26 protein-coding genes are annotated in these 25,064 nt (G+C 46.7%); 1 reads left to right on the top strand and 25 read right to left on the bottom strand.

Annotated features, from left to right (window positions below):
- Nucleotides 1-3: 3 nt before the first annotated feature.
- From AC27FN_RS00315 to AC27FN_RS00275, 9 genes are all read right to left on the bottom strand, one after another.
- A complete protein-coding gene (locus tag AC27FN_RS00315; RefSeq protein ID WP_487166043.1) occupies nucleotides 4-747 on the bottom strand; it encodes a tetratricopeptide repeat protein in 744 nt (247 codons plus the stop codon).
- On the bottom strand, nucleotides 728-1,390 hold the full coding sequence (locus tag AC27FN_RS00310; RefSeq protein ID WP_487166042.1) for a histidine phosphatase family protein: 663 nt from the start codon (nucleotides 1,388-1,390) through the stop codon (nucleotides 728-730). Before AC27FN_RS00310 ends, AC27FN_RS00315 begins: the two co-directional genes overlap by 20 nt.
- Before the next feature lie 253 nt (nucleotides 1,391-1,643).
- Entirely contained in the window at nucleotides 1,644-2,777 is a 1,134-nt protein-coding gene (gene mnmA, locus AC27FN_RS00305; protein ID WP_487166041.1) for a tRNA 2-thiouridine(34) synthase MnmA, read from the bottom strand.
- Nucleotides 2,778-3,150: 373 nt separating this feature from the next.
- Nucleotides 3,151-3,504 carry a DUF1831 domain-containing protein gene (locus AC27FN_RS00300; RefSeq protein WP_487166040.1) on the bottom strand — a complete coding sequence of 118 codons (354 nt, stop codon included), beginning with the start codon at nucleotides 3,502-3,504 and terminating at the stop codon, nucleotides 3,151-3,153.
- A gap of 20 nt (nucleotides 3,505-3,524) precedes the next feature.
- Nucleotides 3,525-4,694 carry a cysteine desulfurase family protein gene (locus AC27FN_RS00295; protein ID WP_487166039.1) on the bottom strand — a complete coding sequence of 390 codons (1,170 nt, stop codon included), beginning with the start codon at nucleotides 4,692-4,694 and terminating at the stop codon, nucleotides 3,525-3,527.
- Between the two features lie 27 nt (nucleotides 4,695-4,721).
- Nucleotides 4,722-5,426 (bottom strand): 5'-methylthioadenosine/adenosylhomocysteine nucleosidase, encoded by a 705-nt coding sequence (locus AC27FN_RS00290; RefSeq protein ID WP_487166038.1) that lies wholly within the window; start codon nucleotides 5,424-5,426, stop codon nucleotides 4,722-4,724.
- Between the two features lie 50 nt (nucleotides 5,427-5,476).
- Nucleotides 5,477-5,815: a hypothetical protein gene (locus tag AC27FN_RS00285; RefSeq protein ID WP_487166037.1), complete on the bottom strand. Its 339-nt coding sequence runs from the start codon at nucleotides 5,813-5,815 to the stop codon at nucleotides 5,477-5,479.
- A 79-nt stretch (nucleotides 5,816-5,894) separates the two neighbouring features.
- The gene (locus AC27FN_RS00280; RefSeq protein WP_487166036.1) at nucleotides 5,895-6,470 is read right to left on the bottom strand and encodes an NUDIX hydrolase; all 576 of its coding nucleotides are present in this window, start codon (nucleotides 6,468-6,470) and stop codon (nucleotides 5,895-5,897) included.
- 39 nt (nucleotides 6,471-6,509) lie between these two features.
- Nucleotides 6,510-6,746, bottom strand: coding sequence for a cold shock domain-containing protein (locus AC27FN_RS00275; RefSeq protein WP_487166035.1), 237 nt, complete (start codon nucleotides 6,744-6,746; stop codon nucleotides 6,510-6,512).
- A gap of 403 nt (nucleotides 6,747-7,149) precedes the next feature.
- Between AC27FN_RS00275 and AC27FN_RS00270 the strand changes: the two genes are divergently transcribed.
- Nucleotides 7,150-7,398, top strand: a complete 249-nt coding sequence (locus tag AC27FN_RS00270) for a helix-turn-helix domain-containing protein (RefSeq protein WP_487166034.1) — start codon at nucleotides 7,150-7,152, stop codon at nucleotides 7,396-7,398.
- A gap of 86 nt (nucleotides 7,399-7,484) precedes the next feature.
- Here AC27FN_RS00270 and ileS read toward each other — a convergent pair whose 3' ends face one another.
- From ileS to AC27FN_RS00190, 16 genes are all read right to left on the bottom strand, one after another.
- Nucleotides 7,485-10,274, bottom strand: a complete 2,790-nt coding sequence (gene ileS / locus AC27FN_RS00265) for an isoleucine--tRNA ligase (protein ID WP_487166033.1) — start codon at nucleotides 10,272-10,274, stop codon at nucleotides 7,485-7,487.
- Between the two features lie 339 nt (nucleotides 10,275-10,613).
- The gene (locus tag AC27FN_RS00260; RefSeq protein WP_487166032.1) at nucleotides 10,614-11,312 is read right to left on the bottom strand and encodes a DivIVA domain-containing protein; all 699 of its coding nucleotides are present in this window, start codon (nucleotides 11,310-11,312) and stop codon (nucleotides 10,614-10,616) included.
- A 67-nt stretch (nucleotides 11,313-11,379) separates the two neighbouring features.
- Complete coding sequence (locus AC27FN_RS00255; protein WP_487166031.1) at nucleotides 11,380-12,168, bottom strand: YlmH family RNA-binding protein; 789 nt, start codon at nucleotides 12,166-12,168, stop codon at nucleotides 11,380-11,382.
- 22 nt (nucleotides 12,169-12,190) lie between these two features.
- On the bottom strand, nucleotides 12,191-12,463 hold the full coding sequence (locus tag AC27FN_RS00250) for a YggT family protein (RefSeq protein ID WP_487166030.1): 273 nt from the start codon (nucleotides 12,461-12,463) through the stop codon (nucleotides 12,191-12,193).
- A 39-nt stretch (nucleotides 12,464-12,502) separates the two neighbouring features.
- A complete protein-coding gene (locus tag AC27FN_RS00245; RefSeq protein WP_487166029.1) occupies nucleotides 12,503-12,925 on the bottom strand; it encodes a cell division protein SepF in 423 nt (140 codons plus the stop codon).
- Between the two features lie 118 nt (nucleotides 12,926-13,043).
- A complete protein-coding gene (gene ftsZ, locus AC27FN_RS00240; protein ID WP_487166028.1) occupies nucleotides 13,044-14,336 on the bottom strand; it encodes a cell division protein FtsZ in 1,293 nt (430 codons plus the stop codon).
- A 19-nt stretch (nucleotides 14,337-14,355) separates the two neighbouring features.
- Nucleotides 14,356-15,696 carry a cell division protein FtsA gene (ftsA, locus tag AC27FN_RS00235; protein WP_487166027.1) on the bottom strand — a complete coding sequence of 447 codons (1,341 nt, stop codon included), beginning with the start codon at nucleotides 15,694-15,696 and terminating at the stop codon, nucleotides 14,356-14,358.
- A 199-nt stretch (nucleotides 15,697-15,895) separates the two neighbouring features.
- Nucleotides 15,896-16,582, bottom strand: coding sequence for a cell division protein FtsQ/DivIB (locus AC27FN_RS00230; RefSeq protein ID WP_487166026.1), 687 nt, complete (start codon nucleotides 16,580-16,582; stop codon nucleotides 15,896-15,898).
- A gap of 266 nt (nucleotides 16,583-16,848) precedes the next feature.
- On the bottom strand, nucleotides 16,849-17,970 hold the full coding sequence (murG, locus tag AC27FN_RS00225) for an undecaprenyldiphospho-muramoylpentapeptide beta-N-acetylglucosaminyltransferase (RefSeq protein WP_487166025.1): 1,122 nt from the start codon (nucleotides 17,968-17,970) through the stop codon (nucleotides 16,849-16,851).
- A complete protein-coding gene (gene murD / locus AC27FN_RS00220) occupies nucleotides 17,967-19,349 on the bottom strand; it encodes a UDP-N-acetylmuramoyl-L-alanine--D-glutamate ligase (protein ID WP_487166024.1) in 1,383 nt (460 codons plus the stop codon). Before murD ends, murG begins: the two co-directional genes overlap by 4 nt.
- Before the next feature lie 75 nt (nucleotides 19,350-19,424).
- Nucleotides 19,425-20,393 carry a phospho-N-acetylmuramoyl-pentapeptide-transferase gene (gene mraY / locus AC27FN_RS00215; RefSeq protein ID WP_487166023.1) on the bottom strand — a complete coding sequence of 323 codons (969 nt, stop codon included), beginning with the start codon at nucleotides 20,391-20,393 and terminating at the stop codon, nucleotides 19,425-19,427.
- A 31-nt stretch (nucleotides 20,394-20,424) separates the two neighbouring features.
- Nucleotides 20,425-22,590 carry a penicillin-binding transpeptidase domain-containing protein gene (locus tag AC27FN_RS00210; protein ID WP_487166022.1) on the bottom strand — a complete coding sequence of 722 codons (2,166 nt, stop codon included), beginning with the start codon at nucleotides 22,588-22,590 and terminating at the stop codon, nucleotides 20,425-20,427.
- Nucleotides 22,590-22,973 (bottom strand): cell division protein FtsL, encoded by a 384-nt coding sequence (gene ftsL, locus AC27FN_RS00205; RefSeq protein WP_487166021.1) that lies wholly within the window; start codon nucleotides 22,971-22,973, stop codon nucleotides 22,590-22,592. The genes AC27FN_RS00210 and ftsL overlap by 1 nt, the downstream gene beginning before the upstream one ends.
- Before the next feature lie 72 nt (nucleotides 22,974-23,045).
- Nucleotides 23,046-23,987, bottom strand: coding sequence for a 16S rRNA (cytosine(1402)-N(4))-methyltransferase RsmH (gene rsmH / locus AC27FN_RS00200; RefSeq protein ID WP_487166020.1), 942 nt, complete (start codon nucleotides 23,985-23,987; stop codon nucleotides 23,046-23,048).
- Nucleotides 23,988-24,034: 47 nt separating this feature from the next.
- On the bottom strand, nucleotides 24,035-24,466 hold the full coding sequence (gene mraZ, locus AC27FN_RS00195) for a division/cell wall cluster transcriptional repressor MraZ (protein ID WP_487166019.1): 432 nt from the start codon (nucleotides 24,464-24,466) through the stop codon (nucleotides 24,035-24,037).
- Nucleotides 24,467-24,707: 241 nt separating this feature from the next.
- Nucleotides 24,708-25,058 (bottom strand): DUF3397 family protein, encoded by a 351-nt coding sequence (locus AC27FN_RS00190; RefSeq protein WP_487166018.1) that lies wholly within the window; start codon nucleotides 25,056-25,058, stop codon nucleotides 24,708-24,710.
- Between the last annotated feature and the right edge of the window lie 6 nt (nucleotides 25,059-25,064).

The raw sequence follows: 25,064 nt of genomic DNA, 5'->3' as shown, positions 1-25,064 counted from the left end.
CACCTACTCTTCTTGATCAGGATCTGAAGATTCGTGCTTATGGATGAGCGTCGCAATATCGTTAACGCGTTGAGCGGATTGGGCCACATAGGCTGGATCCAACTTTTTAGCCACCACCATAAATGGTTGCTCATCTTGCCCTAACGCCATCGCGACCAATCCACGGTTAAAGTTCAGTCGTCCATCAGCGGCCTGTTTTGCCAGTGCTTGATCGTAAAAATCGGCTGCCTGCTGGAAATTGCCCATTGCTAAAAGAATGTCACCCAGTAATGCGTTAACCACCGGATCGGTTGCTCGTTGATCATGCACAGTCAAGGCAAAGGCAAAGGCCTTTTGATAATCCTTTTGCTGTATATAGGTTTCAGCTAACATTAAATAAGCATCTAATTTACGTTTGTCTGTCCGTACTTTTGCAAACGTCTGCGCCGCCTGGTCATAAGCCGCAGCTTGATAGTACACATTACCTAACCCATACGTGAGTAAATCAGTAGCGGCTAGGTCACTGTGAAATTGCCCTAACATCTTCATTAGTAGCTCTTCGGCCTGTTCGTAATCTTGCATTTCAGTTAATACCGTTGCCAGCTGGTAGACCAATTGAGCATCCTTAGGATTGGCGTCGATGGCTTTGACCAACTTCTTGACTGTCGCACTGGCGGCAGCTTGTGCCTGTTGCCCGTCTTTCTCGCTCATTTCACCCATCCCTTCATAAGTGTCTTCATTGCTTAGACTAAATCGTATTTGTCGCATCTGGTTGCTCGGCTAAATAAGCCGTCAGATTACGTGCTAATTGGGTGAAAGTTCGACCACCATCAGTTGATTCTAGAATCGTCGTACTCGTGTTTGCCAAACCACCTGCCGCACGCATCTGTGACATTGGAATATTCAATAAACCATTGATTCCGGCGTTCAAAGCGGCCCCGTGAGAAACCACTAATAAGTTGGCATCATCCTGAGGATGCGCGGCAACGGCCCGACGAATCACTTGATCCATCCGCGCAATCACCTGCGCAAATGTTTCACCACCGATAATCGTCGGATCATAACGATCGGCATGATATCGAAAGCCGGCGTACTGCTGAGGATATTGTTCCTTCACATCCTCAAAATACATGCCTTCTAGTTTACCGAGCTCGAACTCGCGTAACCCAGAATCCAAAGTGGGCGACAACGGTTGAGCAAGCCCTTTGATTAAGTGAATGGCAGTGAGGCGAGCTCGTTTAATCGGACTGGCATACACGTGGGCAAACTTTACATCCGCTAAATAATCAGCTAGTAACGCAATTTCTTCGTAACTGCGACGTAATAGTGGTGAATCACCATTGGCGCCTTGATAGCGCCCTTCTAAATTCCACTGCGTTTTACCGTGACGAATGAAAAAAATGCGTGTCATGTCAAGCCCGTCCTTTCGCGTTTGAATGCTCTTATTATGCCATTTTTAACGAGGAAATTAAACCCGTGATGCGGGAGGGTCGGGGCGATAGCGGTCAATGTTTCAACGGATTGTTGAGCCATTTATATTCTCAACATTTTAGCCACTGACCGATTGCGTTAACACTGCCTGACGCTAACCTAGACCGTCAATCCAAAAAACAACCACCGGCTTTCGACTGTCCGAAAGCTGGTGGCTGTTGGCATAACAAACCTTATACGTATTGGAGCTGCTTAACTTCATTGTAGGCTGAATCAATAATGCCACTGCCTAAGCACTCATCGCCATTATAAAACACAACGGCTTGTCCCGGCGTGATCGCCCGAACTGGTTGATCAAACGTCACGGTAACGGTCGTTTGGTCCTCATTTAGATGAACCGTGACACCAGTATCTTTTTGCCGATAGCGAAATTTCGCAGTGACGTGAAAATCGTTGTCAGTCACCTCATTGACCCAATTCAGGTCAGAGGCGCTTAAGCTCGTGGCCAAGAGATGGGGATTATCGAAACCTTGCCCGACATACAGAATGTTTTGGCTCAAGTCTTTACCAATCACAAACCAAGGCTCATCGCCCTCTTTTTGACCACCGATTCCAAGGCCTTTGCGCTGACCAATGGTGTAGTTCATCAGGCCGTAGTGGGTCCCCTTTACTTCTCCAGCTAAGGTCATCATTTGACCTTCTTGGGCCGGCAAATATTGGTTCAAAAAGCCCTTCCAGTTCTTCTCACCAATAAAGCAAATGCCGACGGAATCCTTCTTTTCAGCAGTCGCTAAACCTGCTTCTTCGGCAATTTGACGTACCTGTGGCTTTTCATATTCACCTAATGGAAATAGGACGCGATCCAACTGCTCAGAAGATAGCTGACTCAAAAAGTACGTTTGGTCCTTGTTGCTGTCTAAGCCACGCAATAAATGACTGTGGCCATCCGCATCATGCGTCACACGCGCATAATGTCCTGTCGCGATGTAATCCGCACCCAATTTCAAGGCGTAATCTAAGAACGCTTTGAACTTGATTTCCTTGTTACAGACAACGTCCGGATTCGGCGTGCGACCCTTTTTATATTCATCTAAGAAATACGTAAAGACGCGATCCCAGTATTCCTTTTCAAAATTAACCGAGTAATAGGGAATGCCAATTTCATTAGCAACCCGTGCCACATCCTTATAATCCTCGGTCGCCGTACAAACGCCATTATCATCAGTGTCATCCCAATTTTTCATGAAGACACCGACAACATCGTAGCCCTGCTGCTTTAACAGTAGCGCTGTTACTGACGAATCCACCCCACCACTCATGCCGACGACAACACGAGTATGCGAATGATCAATAGTCTGATCAACCATGGTCTCACCATCATTTCAAATAGATTCTGAGAATCAACGATTTGAAGGTCGCAATTATCAGTCCCACCAGTATACCCCGGTGTACTTACTATTTTCAAGTCAGAGCGTGAACCAGGCCGTTTTGAGTCTGAGCAACAACGGACAATCGCAATTGGACGGTGTTTGCCCGGTTGCGGTTGTTGGTTGTGCACAAGACTCAGGCCTGGTGAGCGCGTTTACGCAAGAGCGTGAACCATGATATCGTCAACTTTTAGTGGGTTAGTCACGTAGCCTAGTGATAGGTTAAACTTTTACAGCGCCGTTTACGGTCAACCAACTTGAACCAAAAAAACGTGCCAACCCACATCGGGTTACCACGTTTTAAAACACCCGTTCAAGCATCGGCCGCAACTTTTCGCAACACTTTTCGCTCAATCAGATCATTAATTTGAAATTGATATTGTTCCGTCAACACGGCGGCGTTGGCATTCGTAAAGATGTTCACGCTACCTGTCCCGCTTGGATTTACCGTACTGAGTTTAAACCCAGAAAGATCCTTATTAACTAACATTCTAAGTTTGATTGCGCGCGCTAAAGGCACGCTTGCGTCCAGTGGTCGTTCGAGTAAAAATCCACCAGCATTGGTTTCGCGAAAGCCCAAATCCCGTAATGTATACCGCTTTAATTCAGCACTTAACGCATAAACTTGAGGATCACCAGCTACTTGTACTTCTTGTTGGAAAGCCATCGAAGTCTCATCTCCTAAAATTAATCATGCAGCGCGACATTGCTCGCCTGCAATCGCTTGGTCATGGTTGCCAGAGCGTCAACAAAGGCTTGCAAATCCTCCTTGGTTGTATAGCGGCCAAAGCTCAAGCGAATAGATTGCATGACCCGCGGTTGATCTTCCCCATACATCGCAACTAAGACATGACTGGGGTCGATGGATCCTGCCGTACAAGCAGACCCTGCCGAGACGGCAATTCCGGCCAGATCAAGGTTAGTTAACGTCACGTCATTTTCGACACCTTTAATCCATAGATTTAAAACGTGTTGTAAATTCTCCGGTTTCAAACTACCGTTAACCTCAAAATCAACGCCAGCATTGGTTAAACCGTCGATAACCATCTGTTTAAAACCAGCATACTTAGTCTGACGCGCTGCCTTCTCGTTCGTGGTAATTGCCTTGACAGCTGTGGCAAATCCGGCAATCGCTGGAATATTCTCCGTACCAGCCCGACGCTTATCTTCTTGGTCGCCGCCCTTCATAAAGCTAGGGAAATTAAGGCCTTCACGACGATACAAAAAGCCCATTTGCTTGGGACCATTGATTTTATGTGCTGAAGTAGACAGCAAATCAATATGATCGCGCTGCACGTCGATATCCAATAAGCCAAAGGTTTGAACTGCATCTGTGTGGAACCAAGCCTGATGATCTTTCAATAATTCGCCAATTTCATGAATTGGCATGGTTGAACCAACTTCGTTATTCCCCATCATAATCGACACAAGGATCGTATCTTCATTTAAAGCAGCCTGCAAATCAGCTAGATTAATTTCACCGGCTTCGTTAACGGGCAGGTAGACAATATCGAATCCCTGAGTCGCTAGCCAAGCAGTGGTTTTCATCACTGACTCATGCTCAATGGCCGTCGTAATGATGCGTTTACCTAATTTCTGACGAGCCAGCGCCGTTTGAGTGATGGCAGTGTTGTTGCTTTCCGTACCACCGGCCGTAAACACAATTTCATCATCAGCCGCATTAATACTTTGGGCCATGACATGGCGAGCATCATCTAACACGGCCCGCGCTGCTCGACCAAAAGAATGCACTGAACTAGCATTGCCAAAATCATGTTGCATTTGCTCGATCATCGTAGCAATCACTTCATCACTCATCGGGGTTGTCGCCGCATTATCTAAATAAATTTGCTTCACAACTAATCCTCCATTTCTTGCATAATGTTACGCCTGATTAGCCGAAACGTGCTCAAAAAAGTTTAACAGCATCGCGGCGGATTTTTGACCAGCTTCAATAATAAACTCATCAAATGAGACTCCTGCGTTGCCATCCGCTGTGTCACTCATGGCACGAATCACCAAGTATGCCACTTTGAATTGGTGGGCCACCTGACCAACCGCAGCCCCCTCCATCTCACAACTCAACGCTTCTGGAAAATGCTGTTTGATTTGACTAATCGTTTGTTCACTGGCCACAAAGGAGTCCCCAGTCACGATCAAGCCACGTTTGGTAGCCAAACCAGTCGCTTTGGCAGCCGCTTCAATCGCGGCACCCCACTTAGTTGACGCATCAAAACGAGCTGGTTGCTGGGGTAACTGTCCATAGACATAGTCAAAGGCGGTTGCGTCGACGTCCCAATAGGCCGTCTGATCAGCAATGACGACATCGCCAACGGCTAAACCACTCCCGATGCCGCCTGCTGAACCGCTATTAATCACGATATCAACACCAAAATTAGTAATTAACAACGCGGTTGTCAAACCAGCGGCCACCTTGCCAATACCAGAACGAACCAACACCACCTCATGACCACTGATGGTTCCCGTATAAAAGTCAACTTGACCAATAGTGGTGGTCTGTTGATCCGTTAGATGGGCAAGCAGACTCTTAATTTCTTCATCCATGGCACATAAAATTCCAAATTTCATGAATCAATTGCTCCCTCTTAATGCTTATGTTGTCTATCAATTTCCGATAGTTAACCGACAAATCGTAAAATGATGTAAACCAGCAAAATCAAGCCGACTAATATCATAATCGTGACATTCAAGCGATGGGCGAGTCGCTGACGCTTCTGTTCGCCGGTTAATGGCTGACTGGCGGTCCGTTGTGCCTCAGGCTCCCCTTCACTAGCGACGTTCGGGACAGCTTTTTTTTGCCCAAACGGCCACCAACGGCGTTTTGCTCGCGTGACCCGTTGTGTCCGCCGAGACTCGCCACTCGGTGAACTAGTTGCTGACATGGGCTGCTGCGTATCTTGCTGTCGATATTGCTCGCGAGTCAACGGCGTCTGTGAGTCTTGGGGTTGTTCACTCATCGATCTACCTCTTATATCTCTTCGCTTATTTTTTGAACCACTCACTTGCTGTGTAACCGGCCTTGAGTCAGTCAAATCACTAGATTAACGACGGCCCCGGTGTAACTAACCCAGCATCCAATAATTGCCAATAGTAAATCGCGGTGACGGTTTTTTGATCCACGATCTTGCCATCCGCCAAAAGTTGTTTAGCTTCACTCAACGTATATTCATGCAAGGTAATATTTTCATCCGCATCTTGTGGGAGCGCAGTCGTTACCGGCGTTAAGTTAGTGGCGAGGTACAGTGTCATAAATTCGTCACTAAACCCAACCGATGTGTAAAATTGACTAACTTGAACAATCGCGCCAGCCGCATAACGGGTCTCTTCATTAAGCTCACGAATGGCCGCTGCTTCAGGATTATCCCGATCGCGATCATCAAGCTTCCCGGCCGGAATTTCAATGGTGGCTTGTTCAATTGGCGCGCGCCATTGTTCTTCAAACAATGCCTTACCGGTTTCAGTTAGTGCTAGCATCGCTACCGCCGCGGCATGATGGACGACATCGCGATGAGCCGTTTCACCGTTTGGTAATTGTACTGTTTGATTTTCGACGTCAATGATCGCCCCATGATACTTAGGCGAAATACCAATGACCGTTTCTTCAAAATCCATTGAAATCCTCCTCAACTTTTATGACGTGCCTGAGCACCCCTACTGATTGGTCTGGTCGGTTTTTGTCACCTTAGCAGCTTGTGGTCCACGGGTTCCTTCCACAACGACAAATTCAACGGTTTCCCCCGGCGTTAAAGACTTAAAACCTGGCGTTTCAATCGCTGAAAAATGGACAAATACATCTGGATTACCCGCCACTGCGATGAAGCCAAAGCCTTTCTCTTGATCAAATGTTTTGACGATGCCGTGTTCACGGCCATCTGTTAACTTTGCCATGTTCTTCTTCTTTCCACATGTGACTTGAGTTTTAGTATAGGCAAAACCCCAACTTTTTTCCAGTCGTAACCGGTTAACGATCACTCGTTCCGGCTTCAATTTAAAGATCTTTTGAAAAAATTTAAAAATAACGGATTTTTTTAAAAAACAACCGGTTGTATCTGGGCTGGACCACGCCTATTAGTTTTGTCCGGCCCAATAATAAGCCGGCCAACATTTTATGCACCAAAATGAATAACAACATGGTACTACTAGTATTCCAGGTGCATGTCAAACTCGTGAAACTTATCTCAATAAAACCTTTTACTACACGCCCGTTTGCGTTTTTAAACGGACTCGGTATAATGCATATGTCGCTGGAAACATTACTCAGATAATCAACGAATTTTTGGAGGTGGCTGACTTGCTAAGCGACATGCTTCGAGAACAACGGCTTAAACAGCACCTGACATTACGCCAGTTAGCCGCGGCGTTAAACGACCGGTATCAGTTAAACTTGTCGGCCGGTATGTTGTCGCGTTATGAAAATGGCACGAACGTTTCCATGGGTAACCTCTTCTTCATTGCCGATTTTTTTGACATTGACTTGACCGCCTACACTAAAACGTTTGTCGAACAACATCGCTCAGCCATGCGCGTTAGTGAATCATAATCGTGGCTGTACTCAAAAATCCCTCATTTGCTGCCCAAATCGGCAAATGAGGGATTTTTTTAACTATGCTTTAGTGTAGCGTAAGATTATTTTTCTAGCCCGTCAGTAACACTTTCTGGAAATTCAGTTCGCACAATGTGAGCACAACGCGCACACAACATTGGATAAGCGCTGTCGCTGCCAACATCTTTTTTAATCATGCGGCACCGCTGGCAGACTTCACCATCAGCATGTTCCACAACCACAGCAACATCTTCGTACTGATCTGCTTGGCGTGGTGCTTCTTCCAATGGCTTAATTGCCAATTGCGACACAATCAACAACTGTGCCACATTACTATGCAAGTTGGCCAGCATCTTTTCATTATGCTCACTGACATATAACGTCAAGGCAGCTTCCATTGGTCGGCCAATCAACTTTTGATCCCGCGCTGTCTCTAAAGATTTCAAGACATCGTTACGTAAGGCCATGAAGTCTGCCCATCGGCCGATCAGCGCCTCATCTTGCCATTCAGGTTCGACTGCTGGCATCTCAGCTAGCTGCACAAAATGCTCTGGCTCATGCAAGAAACCCCAGATTTCTTCACTAGTATGCGGCAAGATTGGCGTCATTAATTTGGTCAAACGCACTAATACTTGATACAACACTGTTTGCATGCTGCGTCTTGTCTGAGAATCAGCCGCATCAATATAAAGAATATCTTTCGCAAAGTCTAGATAAAAGGCCGACAAATCATTGGTCACAAAGGCTAATAATCCCTTGTAAACAGCGATGAAATCGTAGCGGTCATAGTCTGCTTTGATTGTTTCCACAAGTTCGTTTAAACGGCTAAGCAGATAGCGATCGGCGCCAGCTAATTTGGCATATGGCACCGCGTTATGATCTGGCTCAAAGTCTGTCACGTTTGCCAGCATAAAACGCATAGTGTTGCGTAGTTTGCGGTAGCTTTCTGAGATTTGACTAAAACTGTCCATTGAAACGCGGACATCAGCAGACGAATCGACAGAGGCCACCCACAGACGTAAAATCTCCGCCCCCATCTTGTCGACAATGTCCGCTGGGGCAATGGTATTGCCGATGGACTTACTCATCTTTTTACCGTCTTTGTCCAACGTAAATCCTTGACTGACCACACCCCGATATGGCGCTTGTCCGGAAACCGCCACCGAAGTGATCAGACTGGAGTTAAACCAACCACGAAACTGATCAGAACCCTCTAAATAAAGGTCAGCGGGGTACGTTAATTCTGGTCTAGCGGCCAAAACAGCTTGATTACTAGAACCAGAATCAAACCAGACATCCATAATGTCAGTTTCTTTCGTGAATTCGCCATTTGGTGAATGTGGGGATGTGAATCCTGCCGGCAACAACTCCTTTGCCTCATGCTCAAACCAATAATTAGAACCGTGTTCACCAAACAAATCAGCAACGTGATTAATCGTTGCTTCGGTCATAATTGGCGTCCCATCTTCAGCATAAAAGATGGGCAAAGGTACTCCCCAGGCCCGTTGACGTGAGATGACCCAGTCGCCACGATCCTTAATCATGTTGTACAACCGCCGTTTGCCCCAGTCTGGTTGGAATTTAACGCCGTCTAACGCATCGAGAATTTGATCTCTAAACGAAGAAACACTTGCAAACCACTGTGGCGTAGCTCGGAAAATAATTGGCTTCTTTGTCCGCCAGTCAAATGGATAACTATGAACGTATGGAATATGTTTCAGCAAGAGGTTTTTAGCCGCTAACTTATCCATGCTCAGCTGATTAGCATCCTCATAAAAGACCCCTTCAAAACCAGGTGCTTCATCGGTCATCTTGCCTTGCGCATCAACAGGGGCAAAAACTGGTAAGCCGTACTTAGTGCCAATATTGAAATCATCTTCCCCAAAACCAGGTGCCGTGTGGACCAGTCCAGAACCAGCATCTAGGGTAACAAAACCGCCGTTCATGACCATCAATTCACGATCATAATACGGATGGTTCGCCGTCATCTGATCTAATTGACTTCCCTTAAGGGTCTGTAAAGTTTTCACATCTTCCCAGCCAAGCGTCTCTGCCACACTGTTGACCAACTGAGTGGCCACCACAAATTTACGTGTTTCACCAGCTGGTTGAATGACTGAGTAGTCAAATGAAGCGGACACAGTAATCCCCTCAGATGCGGGAATGGTCCATGGGGTGGTCGTCCAGACCACAAAATAGGTGTCATCATCCAACAATCCATGACCATCTTTAACCTGTTCGGCAAAGAAGATCGATGGTGATTCCACGTCATGATACTCGACTTCGGCTTCCGCTAATGCGGATTCTGAGGACCATGACCAGTAGACAGGCTTTTGACCACGGAAAATGTAGCCTTTTTTGACAAATTCACCGAAGACGCGCACTTGTGCGGCCTCGTATTCAGGCTGCAGAGTGATGTAAGGGTGATCCCAGTCACCGGCGACGCCCAGCCGCTTAAAACCAGTCCGCTGCTTATCAATTTCCTTTAAAACAAACTGCCGACATAACTCACGAAATTGGGCCGTCGTCATCGATTTTCGGTCCACACCTTGGTTGGTCAAAGCTTGTTCCGTTGGTAATCCATGCGTGTCCCAACCAGGAACGTAAGGTGCACGAAAACCATTCATTGACTTGAATCGAACAATAATGTCTTTACTGATTTTGTTCAGCGCGTGACCAATATGAATATCACCATTTGCATATGGCGGGCCATCATGTAGCACAAACGAAGGTTTCCCTTCATTTAATTTTTGGCGTTGTTCATAAACTTTATTCTCTGCCCATACGTTTTGCCGTTCTTGCTCGGTAACGGGAAGATTTCCCCGCATCGGAAAACCGGTCTTATTCAAATTGAGCGTTTCCTTAATCCGCATGCACAAACTTCCTTTCTGCATGACATCATGCTTGAAAATTCATCACAACAACAAAAAAATCGCCCCTGTTCAGGACGAGTTAACGTGGTACCACCTAAATTTAAGCTTCGCTAATGCCTTGACAGTCAGCCAAAGCCGGCCGTTCAATGCAGCGAAACTCCTTAATCGTCCGGATAACGGTCGGAGCCGGGTTCACTTACTTTCCTCACCTACTGAGGGTTCAGTCAACACTAACACTAAGAGGATCAATCACACGGGTGGTGCCGGCTAACCTCTCACCAGATGGTTGCTCGCTGTACGGGCACCCGTTAATCGCTGTTCTTAGTGGTTAAAATGACATTATGCTTGGGGCGCGTCTGAATCCGTCGTCGAATCATTGGCAGCCGAGTTGTTGCTATCTTGATCACTGTCAGGGAAGATCACCACTGTCTGTGATTGGGCAGCCGGCGTCTCTGGCTCACTTGGTGTACTTGGCGCCAAATGAGTCGGTTGACTGTGATTAATCGCCGCTTGTAATTCAGGATAACTTTGCAGACCAGTTGGTTCAAGTAATTGATTCCAGTCATCAGAATTAACCAAATCTAATTGGGCTTGAACCATTGCCGCCAGCCGTTGCTGGAAGGTCTTAGTTTCAGCCCGAAGTGCATTGCTCTCATTGTTCAACCGGGTCGCGTTATTAGCTGCTTCAGCGGTAATCTGACCCGCTTTCGCTTGAGCTTCGGCGACAACCGCTTGCGCCTGTTGTTGAGCTTCACGAGACACATTAGTAGCTTGGTTATTAGCTTCCTGCTTAACCTTATCCGCAGCTTCTTGTGCGACCAAAATCGATTGGTTTAACGAGTTCTTCATCTCGTCATACTGACTCAAATTATGGTTCGCTTTATCCAGTTGATCCTGCAGATCTTTATTTTGATTCAAGACTTGTTGATAGCTGGCAATCACTTCGTCCAAAAAGTCATCAACTTCCTGAGCGGCATAGCCGTTGCGGCCCTTGCGTGTGAATTCCTTATTATGAATATCCATTGGGCTTAATGCCATAATGATTTCCTCCATCCGAAACGAAATCCGTAATTAACTTACGTTTTCATACACCTCTAAGCATAAGTTAACGACGCACGACTGACAAGTCGATTTTTAGTTTATCTTTACGAGTTTTACCATTTAACGCATCTAACCGAACCCGGCCAAAGTGACGGACTGAAACCATATCACCAGCCTCGAGGGCCGTATCAGCATGCATGTTGGTCATCCAATTTAACCGTATATCCCCTGCTTCAACTAAGCCTTTAGCCCGGTTACGTGATAGATTAAAGGCTGCAGCGATGACTGTATCTAACCGCAACGACGTCACCAATTCCGGTAGTCGTTCCCAATCCACTTGTGGCAATAAAGCATCGGCCAATGAACGTTCACTCAAATGAACCTTAATTTTACCGATCCGCTCCACTTGAGTTTTAAAAAAAGCAGTCATTGAAGCCGCCACCACGACCTGCCAAATACTACCATCCGTGATAATATCACCGAAAATACTCGTGTCAATCCCGAGATTCGCTAGCGTACCCAAGATGTCCGAATGGTGCAATTCAGCAAATTTGGTTGGATAAATAATTTCCAATAACTGTAACTCAAAATCATCAATTTGGGGCGTGTAATAATCCGGAAAAATGAGGGCTCGTTGCTGCTCTGCATTCGGATAGCCACCGTTAGCATGAGCTTTTAATCCATCCTCGGCATTGACTAGCGTTTGCAAAATATACAATTGACGTGGATTTAAGAAACCGGTGAGATACGGTCGGTACTCACTGCCGGCTGTCGCAATCCACGTTTGGGCCTCACTGATAAAGCTGGCCTCTTCTGGACGAAAATGTTGAATGACTTGTGTGTCTGCTGCCATGGTCTATGCCACCTAACCTCAACTATAAAACGGATAAAACTGATTGTAATAACCCAAATAGTCCATATTGGACTAAGATCAAGACTAAAATTGCAACTGTGGGTGCAAAGCTAATCCCGCCCAACGGTGGAATGAAATCAAACAGTTGCAAGTAGGGTTCGCAAATGCGGCCTAGAAAACGACCAAAGCCGGTTCCATATGCGCCTGGGAACCAAGACATTAAGACATACACAATTAACGCAAATGTGTACAGCTCAAAGGCCCAATTAAGGACGGTAAATAATAATGCAATCACGAATTCGACTCCATTTCAGTTAATTGTCCAAAAGTGTTTTCAAAAATTATGTCCATTTTGATCAAATTGGGCGGTTAAATCACCGGAAACCTCAAAACTGTTCGGCGTACATAGAAAAATCGTGTCGCCGACGCGCTTGATTTCTCCACTGATCGCAAACACTGCCCCGGTCAAAAAGTCGACCATCCGCCGACTGGATTGATCATCCAGTTTATCGAAATTAACGATCACAGCCTGGCTTTCCAATAGTTGTTGCGCAATTTCCTTAACGTCCGAATAAATTCGCGGTTCAAATAAGCTGATGTGGTTGGCAGATGCTGACCGTCCGGCCATGTCGACTACTTTAGCTGGCCGACGCGGACCACCATTAGACGTTGGTCGTGGGGACTGTGAGGCCGCCGAATTATTGGCGGTCGCATCTGGCTCTTCCATCCCAAAAAAGTTGCTAAAACTAAATGCCATATGGGCTCCTTTCCAGCTCGGATGATCGGTCTGACTTATCTCTTAGCTGTTGGTAACAACAAAGTCACTCAGATTGCTGAGTGACCGCGTTCATCCTAACATAAATTTCCGTGACCGCTTACTGATCGTTATTGCGTCGGCGACGCCGTAGAAATGGTGGTAAATCAATTCCACCAGCCTCTGATTCAGCCGATTCGTTACTGGCAGCGGCATCTGATGAATTGGCATTGAAGACATCGAAATCAGTCTTTTCAACACCAGCAAATTCCCCGCTGTCACTCTCACTGGCCGGACGATTATTTGTCGTTGGCTGGCGCGTGATATCCCAATTGCCAAATGGATCGGTACTGCCAGCTGATTGCGCCGGCGCTGCTGAAGTTGCCGAGGTTGGTTGAGCGCCTTGTGGATCAAATACGTTGCGCCCATTTGATTGAGCCGCCTGATGGGCAGCCTTTTTATGATCAATCCCAGTGGCAATCACGGTGACCCGAACTTCATCACCTAAGTTTTCATCAATCGAGGTCCCAAAGATAATGTTCACATCAGTTGTGGCCGCTTGTGCCACAATGTCGGAGGCGGTTTGCGCTTCAAACAAGGACAGGTCAGGTCCGCCGGTGATGTTCAACAACACTTGTTCAGCCCCATCAATTGAGACTTCAAGTAATGGCGAAGAAATAGCTGCCTTGGTCGCGTCGGCCGTCCGATTTTCGCCTGAAGCAGCGCCGATGCCCATGAGCGCTGTTCCCTGATCCTGCATCACCGTCTTAACGTCGGCAAAATCAAGGTTCACGAATCCGGGAGAAGTGATTAGGTCTGAGATCCCTTGGACACCTTGACGTAACACATTATCGGCTTCCTTAAAGGCATCCATCATCGGTGTCTTTTTATCAACCATTTCCAATAGTCGGTTATTGGCAATGATGATTAACGTGTCAACATTTTCTTTTAAGTTTGCAATTCCTTCAGCGGCATAACGACCCCGCCGTGGGCCTTCAAACGTAAATGGTCGAGTGACCACCCCAACCGTGAGGGCCCCTTGCTCCTTAGCAATTCGAGCGACCACTGGCGCAGCTCCGTTCCCAGTACCACCACCCATACCAGCGGTTACAAAGATCATATCGGCACCGGATAACGCTTCTGCTAAAGCATCTTCGCTTTCTTCTGCGGCTTTTTGCCCGACTTCCGGATTAGAACCAGCACCCAAACCACGCGTTAACTTCGGTCCTAATTGGATTTTAGTCGTCGCATTACTGCCGTTTAAAGCTTGCACATCCGTGTTAGCCACGATAAAGTCCACTCCAGAAACTTTGTCGTCGATCATGCGGTTAACGGCGTTGCTACCACCGCCACCAACTCCGATTACCTTAATTTTTGCGCCAACTGGTTGGCCTTGTTCTACTGCATTTTCCATTTATGGTTCCTCCACTTGCTTAATCAAAGAAATTGCGAAAGAAGTCCCGTAGGCCACTCACACGATTTTTCTTGTCTTTCGATGATTCGTTTGTTTGAGTTGTTTGATCATTTGCAGGTGCTGACTGAGCCACTTGCCGACGAGCTGTTTGCTCGTCAATAACTGGCGTCACATCAGCTTGTGGGACAAATTCACCCATCAACGCATCTTTCACTAAGCGCTGAGTTTCATTTTGTACACCACTATACTTAATCAAAGCCAACGCAGTCGCGTTCTGCGGATGCCGCAGTCCCATTTGCTCAGGGACGTAGATGCGGGCCCGCACGCCGAAGATATCCTCGGCCAACTCCACGATGCCTGGCAACGCGGCCACCCCACCGGTTAACACAATGCCACCCGGTAATGAGAGGGCTCCGACTTGATCCAATGAAGCTCGTAACGTGTCAAAAATCTGTTGAACCCGCGCTTCGATGATTTCAGCCAAGTAATGTTCACTGACCGACACCGGTTCAGGCTGACCAACGACAGTTACCGGAAATTGGTTCTCTTCACTAGCTTGATCCGCATTGGCAAAGCCAAAGTCACGTTTAAGCCGTTCTGCATCACTCATCGAGGTATTCAACACCACCGAGATATCCTTAGTGATGAAATCGCCACCCTCTTGATCAACAGTCGCATATTTCAACTGATGATCGTGAATGACCGCAGCCGTTGTTTGACCACCACCTAAATCGATAATCACCGTACCGAAGTCTTGTTCACCATCATTTAAGACGGTTCGCCCCAGTGCAAGTGGCGTAACTGTCACATCGGCGACGTGTAATCCAGCCTGCATCACCGCTTTTTTAGCGTTATGCACGATCGTTTTCGGCCCAGAATAAAGCGTGCCATGCATTTCTAAACGAACCCCGACCATACCACGTGGATCCTGAATCTCATCAAAGCCATCGACAACAAATTCGTCCGCCGCGATCGAAATGATTTCTCGCTCTGGCGGTAAGCTCTGTAGTAAAGCCGCATTGGTGACATTTTGAACATCACGATCCGTGATCTCGCGTGCCTGATTACCATCGGCAACGGCAACCATCCCAGATGTCGGCTCAATTTTCAGTTGATTAGCTGGAATTCCTAAAATAACAGAATCTATATGGACATTGGCCTTTTGCTCAGCTTGATTCACTGCTGCGCGAATCGCACTGGCAGCCTGATCAATATCGACAATTACACCACGACTGAGGCCCCGCGATGGCTGTGTCCCCGCCCCAATAACATTCATTTCACCGTTACTTTTTTCGGCAACGATCACTTTGATTGAGGTGGTTCCAATATCTAAGCCGACAAAAATTTCCGCGTTATCCATCAAACCGGAACCTCCCATAGTAGCTGATTTTACCTAATCAGTTCAAATTTTGATTTCTTTCTTTTTAGTTGATATGACAAGACTAACACCCATCATCCAATTATCAAAAGTTTACCATACTTGACGCGGCTTTCGCACCTCGAAATAAAAAAACACCGCGTTGTGACGGTGTTTTAACAAATTTGGCAAAATTTTTACCTTATCGCCTCGTTTGTGCGCGATCATTAGTCGTTCCATGCTTGGCTTTCGCCTTTGATTTATGCTGTGGGAATGGATACGAATACGCACCGACCTCCAGGTTGATGATTCCTTTACCATTCATCTGAGCGGCAATTTCTGGATAATACTTCATTTTCGCTCTAAACGAATCAGGCGAAGCATACACCTCATTGCCATCATTCATGAATAAGTGTAGGCGCTGTGGATTGGCCTTCGTTGGTGACAAATCGATTTCGGAAATGCCACGCTTAATATCTTTCGACAATCCGGCATACTGCTGAATGACCATGGCAAAGGTGGCATCGTGTTTAAACCCACTATAGACTGGATAACCAGCCGTGGGATGCGCCAATGGTGTTTTTAAAATTCGGCCATTTTCAATCACCTGATAGTATTTTCCATCCCGAACCAAATTCCCGGCCTGCCGATATTCCTTAGCCTCTAAGCGAACATCCCACCAATGTGTGGTCACGGTAATCTGTCTAATCAGATCGTTATTCGCATTAGCAACTTTCGACAACTGCTGATCGTGACGCCAAATTATCCACAATGGCTGACCGACTTGTAGCCCACTGGCTTTGACAATCTGACCACGGCTTAAATTCTGCGTTGATTTGGCCTGAAGACTATGAATCGCGAACAACGGCGAGCTAAGGATCCCTAGCAAGATGATTAAACTTGCTAAAATACCGCCAACCAAGTGCCGACGGTGTCGATTAACTGCATCTGGTCGCGGCGTTTTCGGCGGTTGGGCCCGAATTGGCTTGATGGTTGCTTTTTTTTCCGCATTGGTCGGCTGATGACGTCGAGAAAAAAAGCGTCGGTGTTTATTTGAATCGTTAGGGTTAATGACACGATTGGCGATAACCGACGCCTCCTTTCACAGCTAAATAAACTCGTGTCGCCGAATTTAGTTATTTCTGCTCCGCTTGTTTACGGTTGGCGGGAACGGGCCAAATCTGTCACGACGGCCAACAACTGATCGGCAGCGTCAGGCACACCCATTTTCTTTGCAGCCGCAGCCATTTGGTTTTGCCGTTTTGGATCATTCATCAACTGATCAACAACCTCGACTAAACGTGGCGCCGTTAACTGAGCTTCACTGATCATCTCCGCAGCCCCTTGGTTAACCAGGCTTTGCGCATTTTTAGTCTGATGATCGTTGGTCACATATGGACTTGGAATCAGAATTGACGGCCGACCCAAGGCGGTGATTTCCGCTAGACTAGTCGCCCCAGCGCGCCCGACAATCGCCGAAACTTTGGGTAATACCTCAGGCATGTTGCTGATGTAGGGCCGAATGACGATATTTTTGCCTGGCACAATATGGCCGTTGGCAAGTTGCTGCTTAACGTCTTCATAACGCTTTTGACCAGTAACGAAAACAACCTGATAACCCCGTTGGTTAAATGTTGGAATCGCCGCCACACTGACCGCATTGATTTTTAGAGCGCCTTGGCTCCCCCCAAAAATCAATAAAGTTGGTTTTTGATCAACTAAGCCATACTCAGACCAGCTGAAGTGACTCTTGATTTCCGCGACTTGTTGGGCCCGGGGATTACCCGTAAAGATCACTTTTTGCTCTGGAAATTGAGACCGAGCATCCTCAAAGGCAATCGCAATCTGATCGACAAAACGGGACAGAAATTTATTGGTGACCCCCACGACAGAATTCTGTTCATGAATTAACGTGGGAATGTGCATCCGACTGGCAGCGTATAAAACCGCCGAACTGACATAGCCGCCTGTACCAACCACAACATCCGGTTGAAAATCTTTGATCAACCGCCGCGCATCACGGACCCCTGCTAAAAACAATTGCACTGTTTTAACATTTGTTTTCAATCCTGTCCAGTTAAGAGAACGAGAAAAACCTTGTAATTTGATCGTCTCAAATTGGAGACCACGAGCTGGGACAATTTTACTTTCCAAACCGCGCTGAGTGCCCACATAGCAGACCGTCGCCTCAGGATCATGTTGCTTTAAGTCATCAATTAAGGCTAGCGCCGGGTAAATATGTCCACCCGTGCCACCGCCGGATACCATCAGTCTCATACATGTTGCTCCTTTTGGTTGGTATAGGCTTCCACCGCGTCGATGAACTGGTCGCCCCGGACCTCAAAGCTAGGGAATTGATCCCACGACGCATTAGCCGGTGACAAGAGAATCACATCGCCAGGCTCGCTCAAGGCAAAAGCCACTGGCACCGCAGCAGGCGCGTCCTTGGCATAGCGAATCGTTTGAATGCCAGCCTGCTTGGCTGCATCGGCAAGTAGCGTTTGCGTCTGTCCAAATAAAACGACTGCTTTCACATGGTCCCTAAACTCTGGAACTAGTCGCTCAAATGTAAAGCCCCGGTCCAGACCGCCAGCTAACAAAATAACTGGCTGTTGAAAACCGCGCAGCGCCACTTGAGTTGCCTCAATATCGGTCGCTTTCGAATCATTGTAAACTTGTCGCTGTTGGTAGGTCATCACATATTGAAGCCGATGCCGGACACCGGTAAAAGCACGTAAAGCATCCGCAATCGCGGCATTGCTGGTGCCAGCCATTTTAACAGCGGCCAACGCTGCCAGCGCATTAGCAACATTTTGCTCGCCAGGCACGGCTAGTTGATCAATCGGCATGATGATCTCACCGCGCCACATCAACTGGTCATTGGCCACATAAGCGTCCGTCTCCGGTGCGCCTTTTTGTGAAAAAGTAATAATCGTTGCTTGGCTTTGCTTAGCTAATTGACGCTGCTCCGGTAAATCCCAATTCATAATTAAGAAATCATCCGGCGTCTGATTCTTGGTAATGTTCATTTTAGCGGCAACATACGCCTCACGACTACCATGCCAATCTGTATGGGCTGTGTACATATTCGTAATCACAGCGATATGTGGATGTAAGGTCTTAATTCCAGCTAACATAAAACTCGATAGTTCCGTAACCATCACATCATCTTTACCGAGGGTTTGCACAACCTCAGTTGCTGGCACGCCGATATTTCCCGCAAACTTTGCTTGACCAACTGTGCGATGTTGATTCAGCATCTGCGTGATCATCGTTGTCACCGTCGTCTTGCCATTGGTCCCCGTAACGCCGATTAACAACGCTTCATTGACCTGAGCGGCTAGTTCGACCTCCGTAATAATTGGAATGTTGCGTGCTTGAGCAGCTTTAATCAAAGCATTATCGTAAGGAATACCAGGGTTCTTAACAATCAACGCGAAATCTTCATCAAGCAACGACAATGGATTGCTGCCGGCAATAACGCGAATACCTGCGTCAACCAACGATTTGGCCGCCGGATTATCGTCAAACGGTTTAGCGTCATTGGCTGTAACCAATGCGCCTAGCTTTTTAAGGAGTCGAGCGGCTTGTTCACCGCTTTTAGCCAACCCCAACACCAACACCTTTTGATTCTGATACGTCGTGATTTGTTTCACTGAAATCGCTCTTTTCTATGTTTGAAATTATCGAATCATGTGTGATTAACAATGGTTTTATCAAAAATCATGGGTTTACCACATCGCCCAGACCCCGGTTGCAGCTAAAAACGCCCCGACAGCCCAAAAGGTTAAATCAATGCGCCATTCTCCCCAACCATCTAATTCAAATTGGTGATGAATCGGCGTCATTTTAAAGAGTCGTTTGCCATGGGTTAACCGAAAGTAGCTTACTTGAATGATAACAGTGGCCGTTTCAATCACAAACACGCCTCCGACCCAAAGTAAGGATAATTCGTGATGTAACAAAATGGCCACGGCTGCCAGCGATCCGCCAAGTGCTAGTGAACCCATATCGCCCATAAAGATTTTTGCCGGCTTGTGGTTCCAAAGCAAAAATGCGACTAACGCCCCTACGACTGCTAAGCAAAAGACCTGCACACCACTTTGATGTTGATGCTGTGCGATTAACGCATAGGCAAGAAAAGCAATAATGGACAAGCCAGTTGCCAAGCCGTCTAACCCATCGGTCAAGTTGACGGCGTTGGAAAAACCAATCAGCCAAATGATGGCAAAGATAATATACCCGACCCCTAACGATAAGTTGCCCAGTAACGGAACGTGAAGACTGGTTGAAAAACCTTCATGACCTAGGACTAACATAAAAATGATGGCCCCGACAATTTGACCTAACATTTTTTGCCACGCCTTTAGGCCGTCATTTTGACGTTCAAAAACTTTAATTGAATCGTCCCACATCCCTAATAAGCCGTAAAACACTAGGGTGAACAGTAAGATCCCAGCACTACTATTTAACACATGTTGCCAAAGACCAATGCCAATCACGGTAATGACAATCGCCACAATAAACATCAGACCGCCCATCGTTGGCGTCCCGTTCTTCTTTTCGTGCCAGCTCAGACCTTTTTCCCAAATTGTTTGGCCTTCCCCATGCGCACGAAAATACCGAATCAATCCTGGCAAACATAGAGCGGTAATGGCAAACGCCACACCCAATGAGCCAATCCACAAACCTAGTTGCATACTTAATTACCCTACTTTCAACCCTTTTTCTTTATTTGAACTTGACGGTGACAGGTTCATTTGCTTGCAGTGTTTTTCCTGCCGGTAAGCTTTGAGCACTGGCAAAACCACTCCCTGAGGTGCGAATTGAAATTCCAGTTAACTTACCAAACTCTAAAACATCACCCATCGACCAACCGGTCATATCCACCATCGTCATATTATCACCGGCCCGTAAGAAGACACGCTGGTTGGTTAATGACCGGTTACCAGCAGTTGGCAATTGTGCCGTAATCTTTGCGCCGTCGCCGACTACAATCGGAGTCAATGATTCATCAGTGAGTGCTTGTTTAGCATCATCAACGGATTTACCAGTCAGCTTGGGAATCGTGGCGGTGGTCGCTTTGCTCGGCAGAGCTGTGTGTTTGTTCATTGCCAAAGCAGCCGTCATCACTGGACTAAAGACATCATTTTCCCATTGCGTAATGGTCTTTTCAGGCACCTGTTTGGGCTGATTGACCGTAATATACATCAGATAACGTGGATGGCTAGCTGGGACCATGCCAATTACAGAGTTCAATGTCGAATCCATGCCGTCCATATACTGTCCGTTACTGCCAACCACTTGAGCCGTCCCTGTTTTGGCGGCGACTTTATAGCCAGAGATTTTGAAGTCCTTCCCCATCCCATATGACTTATAAACGTAGTCTGTCATATGTGAGCGAACTTGTTTGGCAGTATCGGCACTGATCGGATGTCCAACAACGGTACGTTTGCCTTGCTGGACAACTTTACCAGTATTGGGATTCACAATTTTGCGAATATAATACGGCTTAATCATCGTACCATTACCGGTAATCGCGGTGTAGGCTTGCATCAACTGCATTGGCGTTACCGTAATTCCTTGGCCAAACGCAGTGTTAGCTTGTTCGATTGGTTGAGCAAATTGCATGCTACCAGCAGCTTCACCAGGCAGACCACTATTGGTGGATTTTAAAAATTTGAAATTCTTAATATATTTTCGCCAAGTCGTGGCACCCATTTGTTGTTCCAAATGGGCCATCGCGACATTACTAGAAAGATCAAATCCTTTCGAGTAAGTGATCACGCCCCAACCAGCCGGGTTCCAGTCCGGAACAACTGAATTGCCAATTTGGTAACGTCCTGATTGATAAGTCGCATTACCGTTAAAATGACCTGAATCAATCGATGCCGCTAACGAAATTCCCTTCATCGTTGAGCCCGGTTCATACGGATCAGAAACTAGTAAATCATTCCATTCGTCACTTAACCCTTGCATGGTTGACGCATTAAAAGTTGGTCGCTGCGTTCCCGCTAAGATGGCCCCCGTTTTAGTATCCATTAAGATGGCAACCATATTCTTTGGCTGCAACTTACTGTACAAAATTTGCATCTGATTTTCCAACAAATTCTGCAAATCAGGGTTCAGGGTCGTATAAACATTATCACCATTTTTAACTTTGCGCGGGTTTCGTTGCGAGTTAGGTAATGTATTTCCCTGAGAGTCGTGCTTCATCTGCTTAACCCCGTTGGTTCCAGTCAACTGGCGGTTAAGCTGCTGCTCAATACCCATTTTTCCAACCAATGAGCTGGTCCCATTGGCAAGCGTGGTGGGTTGTGCATAGCCAATTAGGTGACTGGCAAAGGTTCCGTTTGGATAAAGCCGCGCACTTTGGGTCGTGAAATCAATTCCGCTTAAGTGAGCTTTTTCAATCGTTTGCTTGGTCGCAATCGATAGATTTTTTCCGGCGGCACCAAATTCTACCTGAAAAGCACCCTTATTTTGTGGATTTAACGCCTTCATAATTTGCTGTTCATCCACATGCAACGCTTTACTCAAAACTTGGGCTACCTTGGTCTTATCTGTGACGTAAAGTGGTTTGCCTGACATTGAAACCTGGTGCTTATTCAAGACGGCATACACTGTGTACGTGTTGGTATCCATTGCGATCGGATTGCCATCGGCGTCAAAAATCGTCCCCCGCTTCGCATGGACCGTCTGCTGTTCCGTATATAACGCCTGCGTTTGTTTGGATAAACTGACATGCTGCACTTGTTTTGCCACAGCAATGTAAATAAAACGAATGCCCAATAACAGAAACACCGCCATGGTGGCAATCAACAATGCATTACCAAAATGTTGCCGATTACGACGGGTGCTATCTGAACTGGACATTCGCTTAGGATCTTTATTCATTATTTGCTAACATTCCTTATGTTTTGGCTGTTTAAAGTCAGCCCATGCTTGGCCGCAACGGCATCAAGACGTGAGCGGCTGGAGAGTTCGCTGATTTCTTGAGTAGCCGACGCATTGGCATTATTGACTTGCTTGAGTTGCGTTTGCGTCGTTTGTAAGTTGCGCTGCGCATTTGTAATCGCAATGCGCGAATGAATGATGTTCACCGCAAAACATACAATTACAATACCACAAATTGCGGCTAATACGATTTCAAATCCCGAAATGGGCAGACTGCGCGTTTTGGCCTTGCTGGCGGGTTGTGCTGCTGGCCGTGTTTGCGGGCGGGCCGTCACAACATCTGGATTTAATCGTGGTTGAGTTTGTGCAAGATTTTGAGCCATATTTACAGACATCCTTAGCTATGTATTGACAGTGATCATAAATATTAAATCAATCGTCGACCGGTCAACCGTTTAGTTGCGCTCAATAATGCGCAGCTTGGCGCTGTGTGCTCGGTGATTGGTCGCCAATTCTTCCGCAGTCGCTTCGATTGGCTTTTTGGTTACAAGATGAAATTGCGGTTTAACCGCCTCTGGAACCACTGGTAATCCCGCAGGCAACTCTGGTAAAGACGTTTGCTCACGAAACATCGTCTTGACGAGTCGGTCTTCCAGCGACTGAAACGTAATACAGCTAATTCGGCCACCCGGCTCAAGTAACGCCAACGCTTGTTCCAACGAGGCTTCTAGCGCCCCTAATTCATCATTGACCGCAATCCGAATCGCTTGAAAAGTTTTTTTAGCAGGATGACCACCGTGGCGCCGAGCCGCGGCTGGAATTGCCGCTTTGACAAGTTCTGCTAATTGCAAAGTCGTTGTAATCGGTGCTTGGGCGCGTTGTTGCTCAATATGTCTAGCAATTGACTTAGCAAACTTTTCTTCACCATATCGATACAGAATGCGAACTAGCTCTTGATAGGGCCACTCGTTGACCACGGTCATTGCGCTCAACGATTGTTCCTGATCCATGCGCATATCTAATGGTGCATCAAGACGATAACTGAAACCTCGTTTAGCATCGTCAAATTGTGGCGAGCTAACCCCAAGATCGTATAAGACGCCGTCAACTTGCTGCACATCACGCTCCGCTAAGACGGCCGTTAAATCACGAAAATTTGCTTTAATTAATGTGATCCGATGTTGATCGATGGCAGTGGCTAAATGTTGGCGATTATAAGCTAACGCGGTTTCATCCTGATCTAGCGCGAAGAGATGACCGGTAGTTAATTGCGTCAAAATTTTGGCTGAGTGTCCGCCGCCACCCAAAGTACAGTCGACATACACGCCGGCTGGCCTGATGGCTAATCCAGCAACTGCTTCGTTCAACAGTACTGTTACATGTTCAAATTCGGCCATGTGATTAACCACCTCCCTAACGATCAACATCGTTTTAAATTAGTTGTCTAAAAATCGAAATCACCCATTGCTTCGGAAATTTCATCAATATTGGCATCCGTTTGTTCATTATATTGAGCCCACTGTGTCGCTGACCAAATTTCAAACCGTTCTGAAACACCAACAATGACACAAGCTTTATCTAATTTGGCGTGTTCGCGTAGTGGCCCAGGAATATTAATGCGACCCTGCTTGTCAAATTCACATTCAGTGGCACCTGCAAACAAAAAGCGAGCAAAGGCCCGAGCATCTCGTTTGGTTAAGGATAACGCTTGCGTCTTATCAACTAAGGCCTGCCACTGTGCCATGGGATAACCAAACAGACACCCATCCAAACCACGGGTCACCATAAATTGATCACCAAGTTGGTTGCGAAATTTGGCTGGAATGATGAGCCGCCCTTTATCGTCCACGTTATGTTGAAATTCTCCCATGAACATCGGTAGCTCACCTCCCTTGTGGCTATTCATGTAAACCCGCGAAAAATCTAGGGTTATCCCCTGTCACTCTCGCTATAAAAAATATTACCACAATCCCCCACTTCCTACCACTTCATTCCAAAAATATCGACATTTTGTTACCGTTTCTAAATTTTTGTACAAAAAAAGTCCGTGACAACGGGATTTGTTGTCGCGAACTAACTAGTGGTGAATGGTGGGGCATTTGCTGACTCCGTTTAATTCAAATTAATAGCCAAGCCGTACTCAAACCATAAATCACAACCCAAAAAAGATCGCTGACCCGCCAGTAAAGTAAGGCAAATTGTCCGTAAGAGACCGGTTGGCGCCCTTGAAATGTTCGCCAGCTAAGAAGTAGGCCAACGACTAGCCACAACAGGACAATCCATAACAAAACCGGCATCACCGTTTTTCGGTTGATCTGTAAGGCACTTAAGATGATTAACGCAGGCAACAGGCCATCCAGTGGATGAATAAATGATGGCCAGAAGCGATACGTGATCCGTCGAAGGACCAATAACGCCACATAAATCATCACTAACAGTAATAGCGGGATGAGGATTTGATTAAGCAAGGGAGC

Source organism: Furfurilactobacillus sp. W61-4 (assembly GCF_057545565.1).
This window is presented reverse-complemented; position numbering and strand designations above follow the sequence as displayed.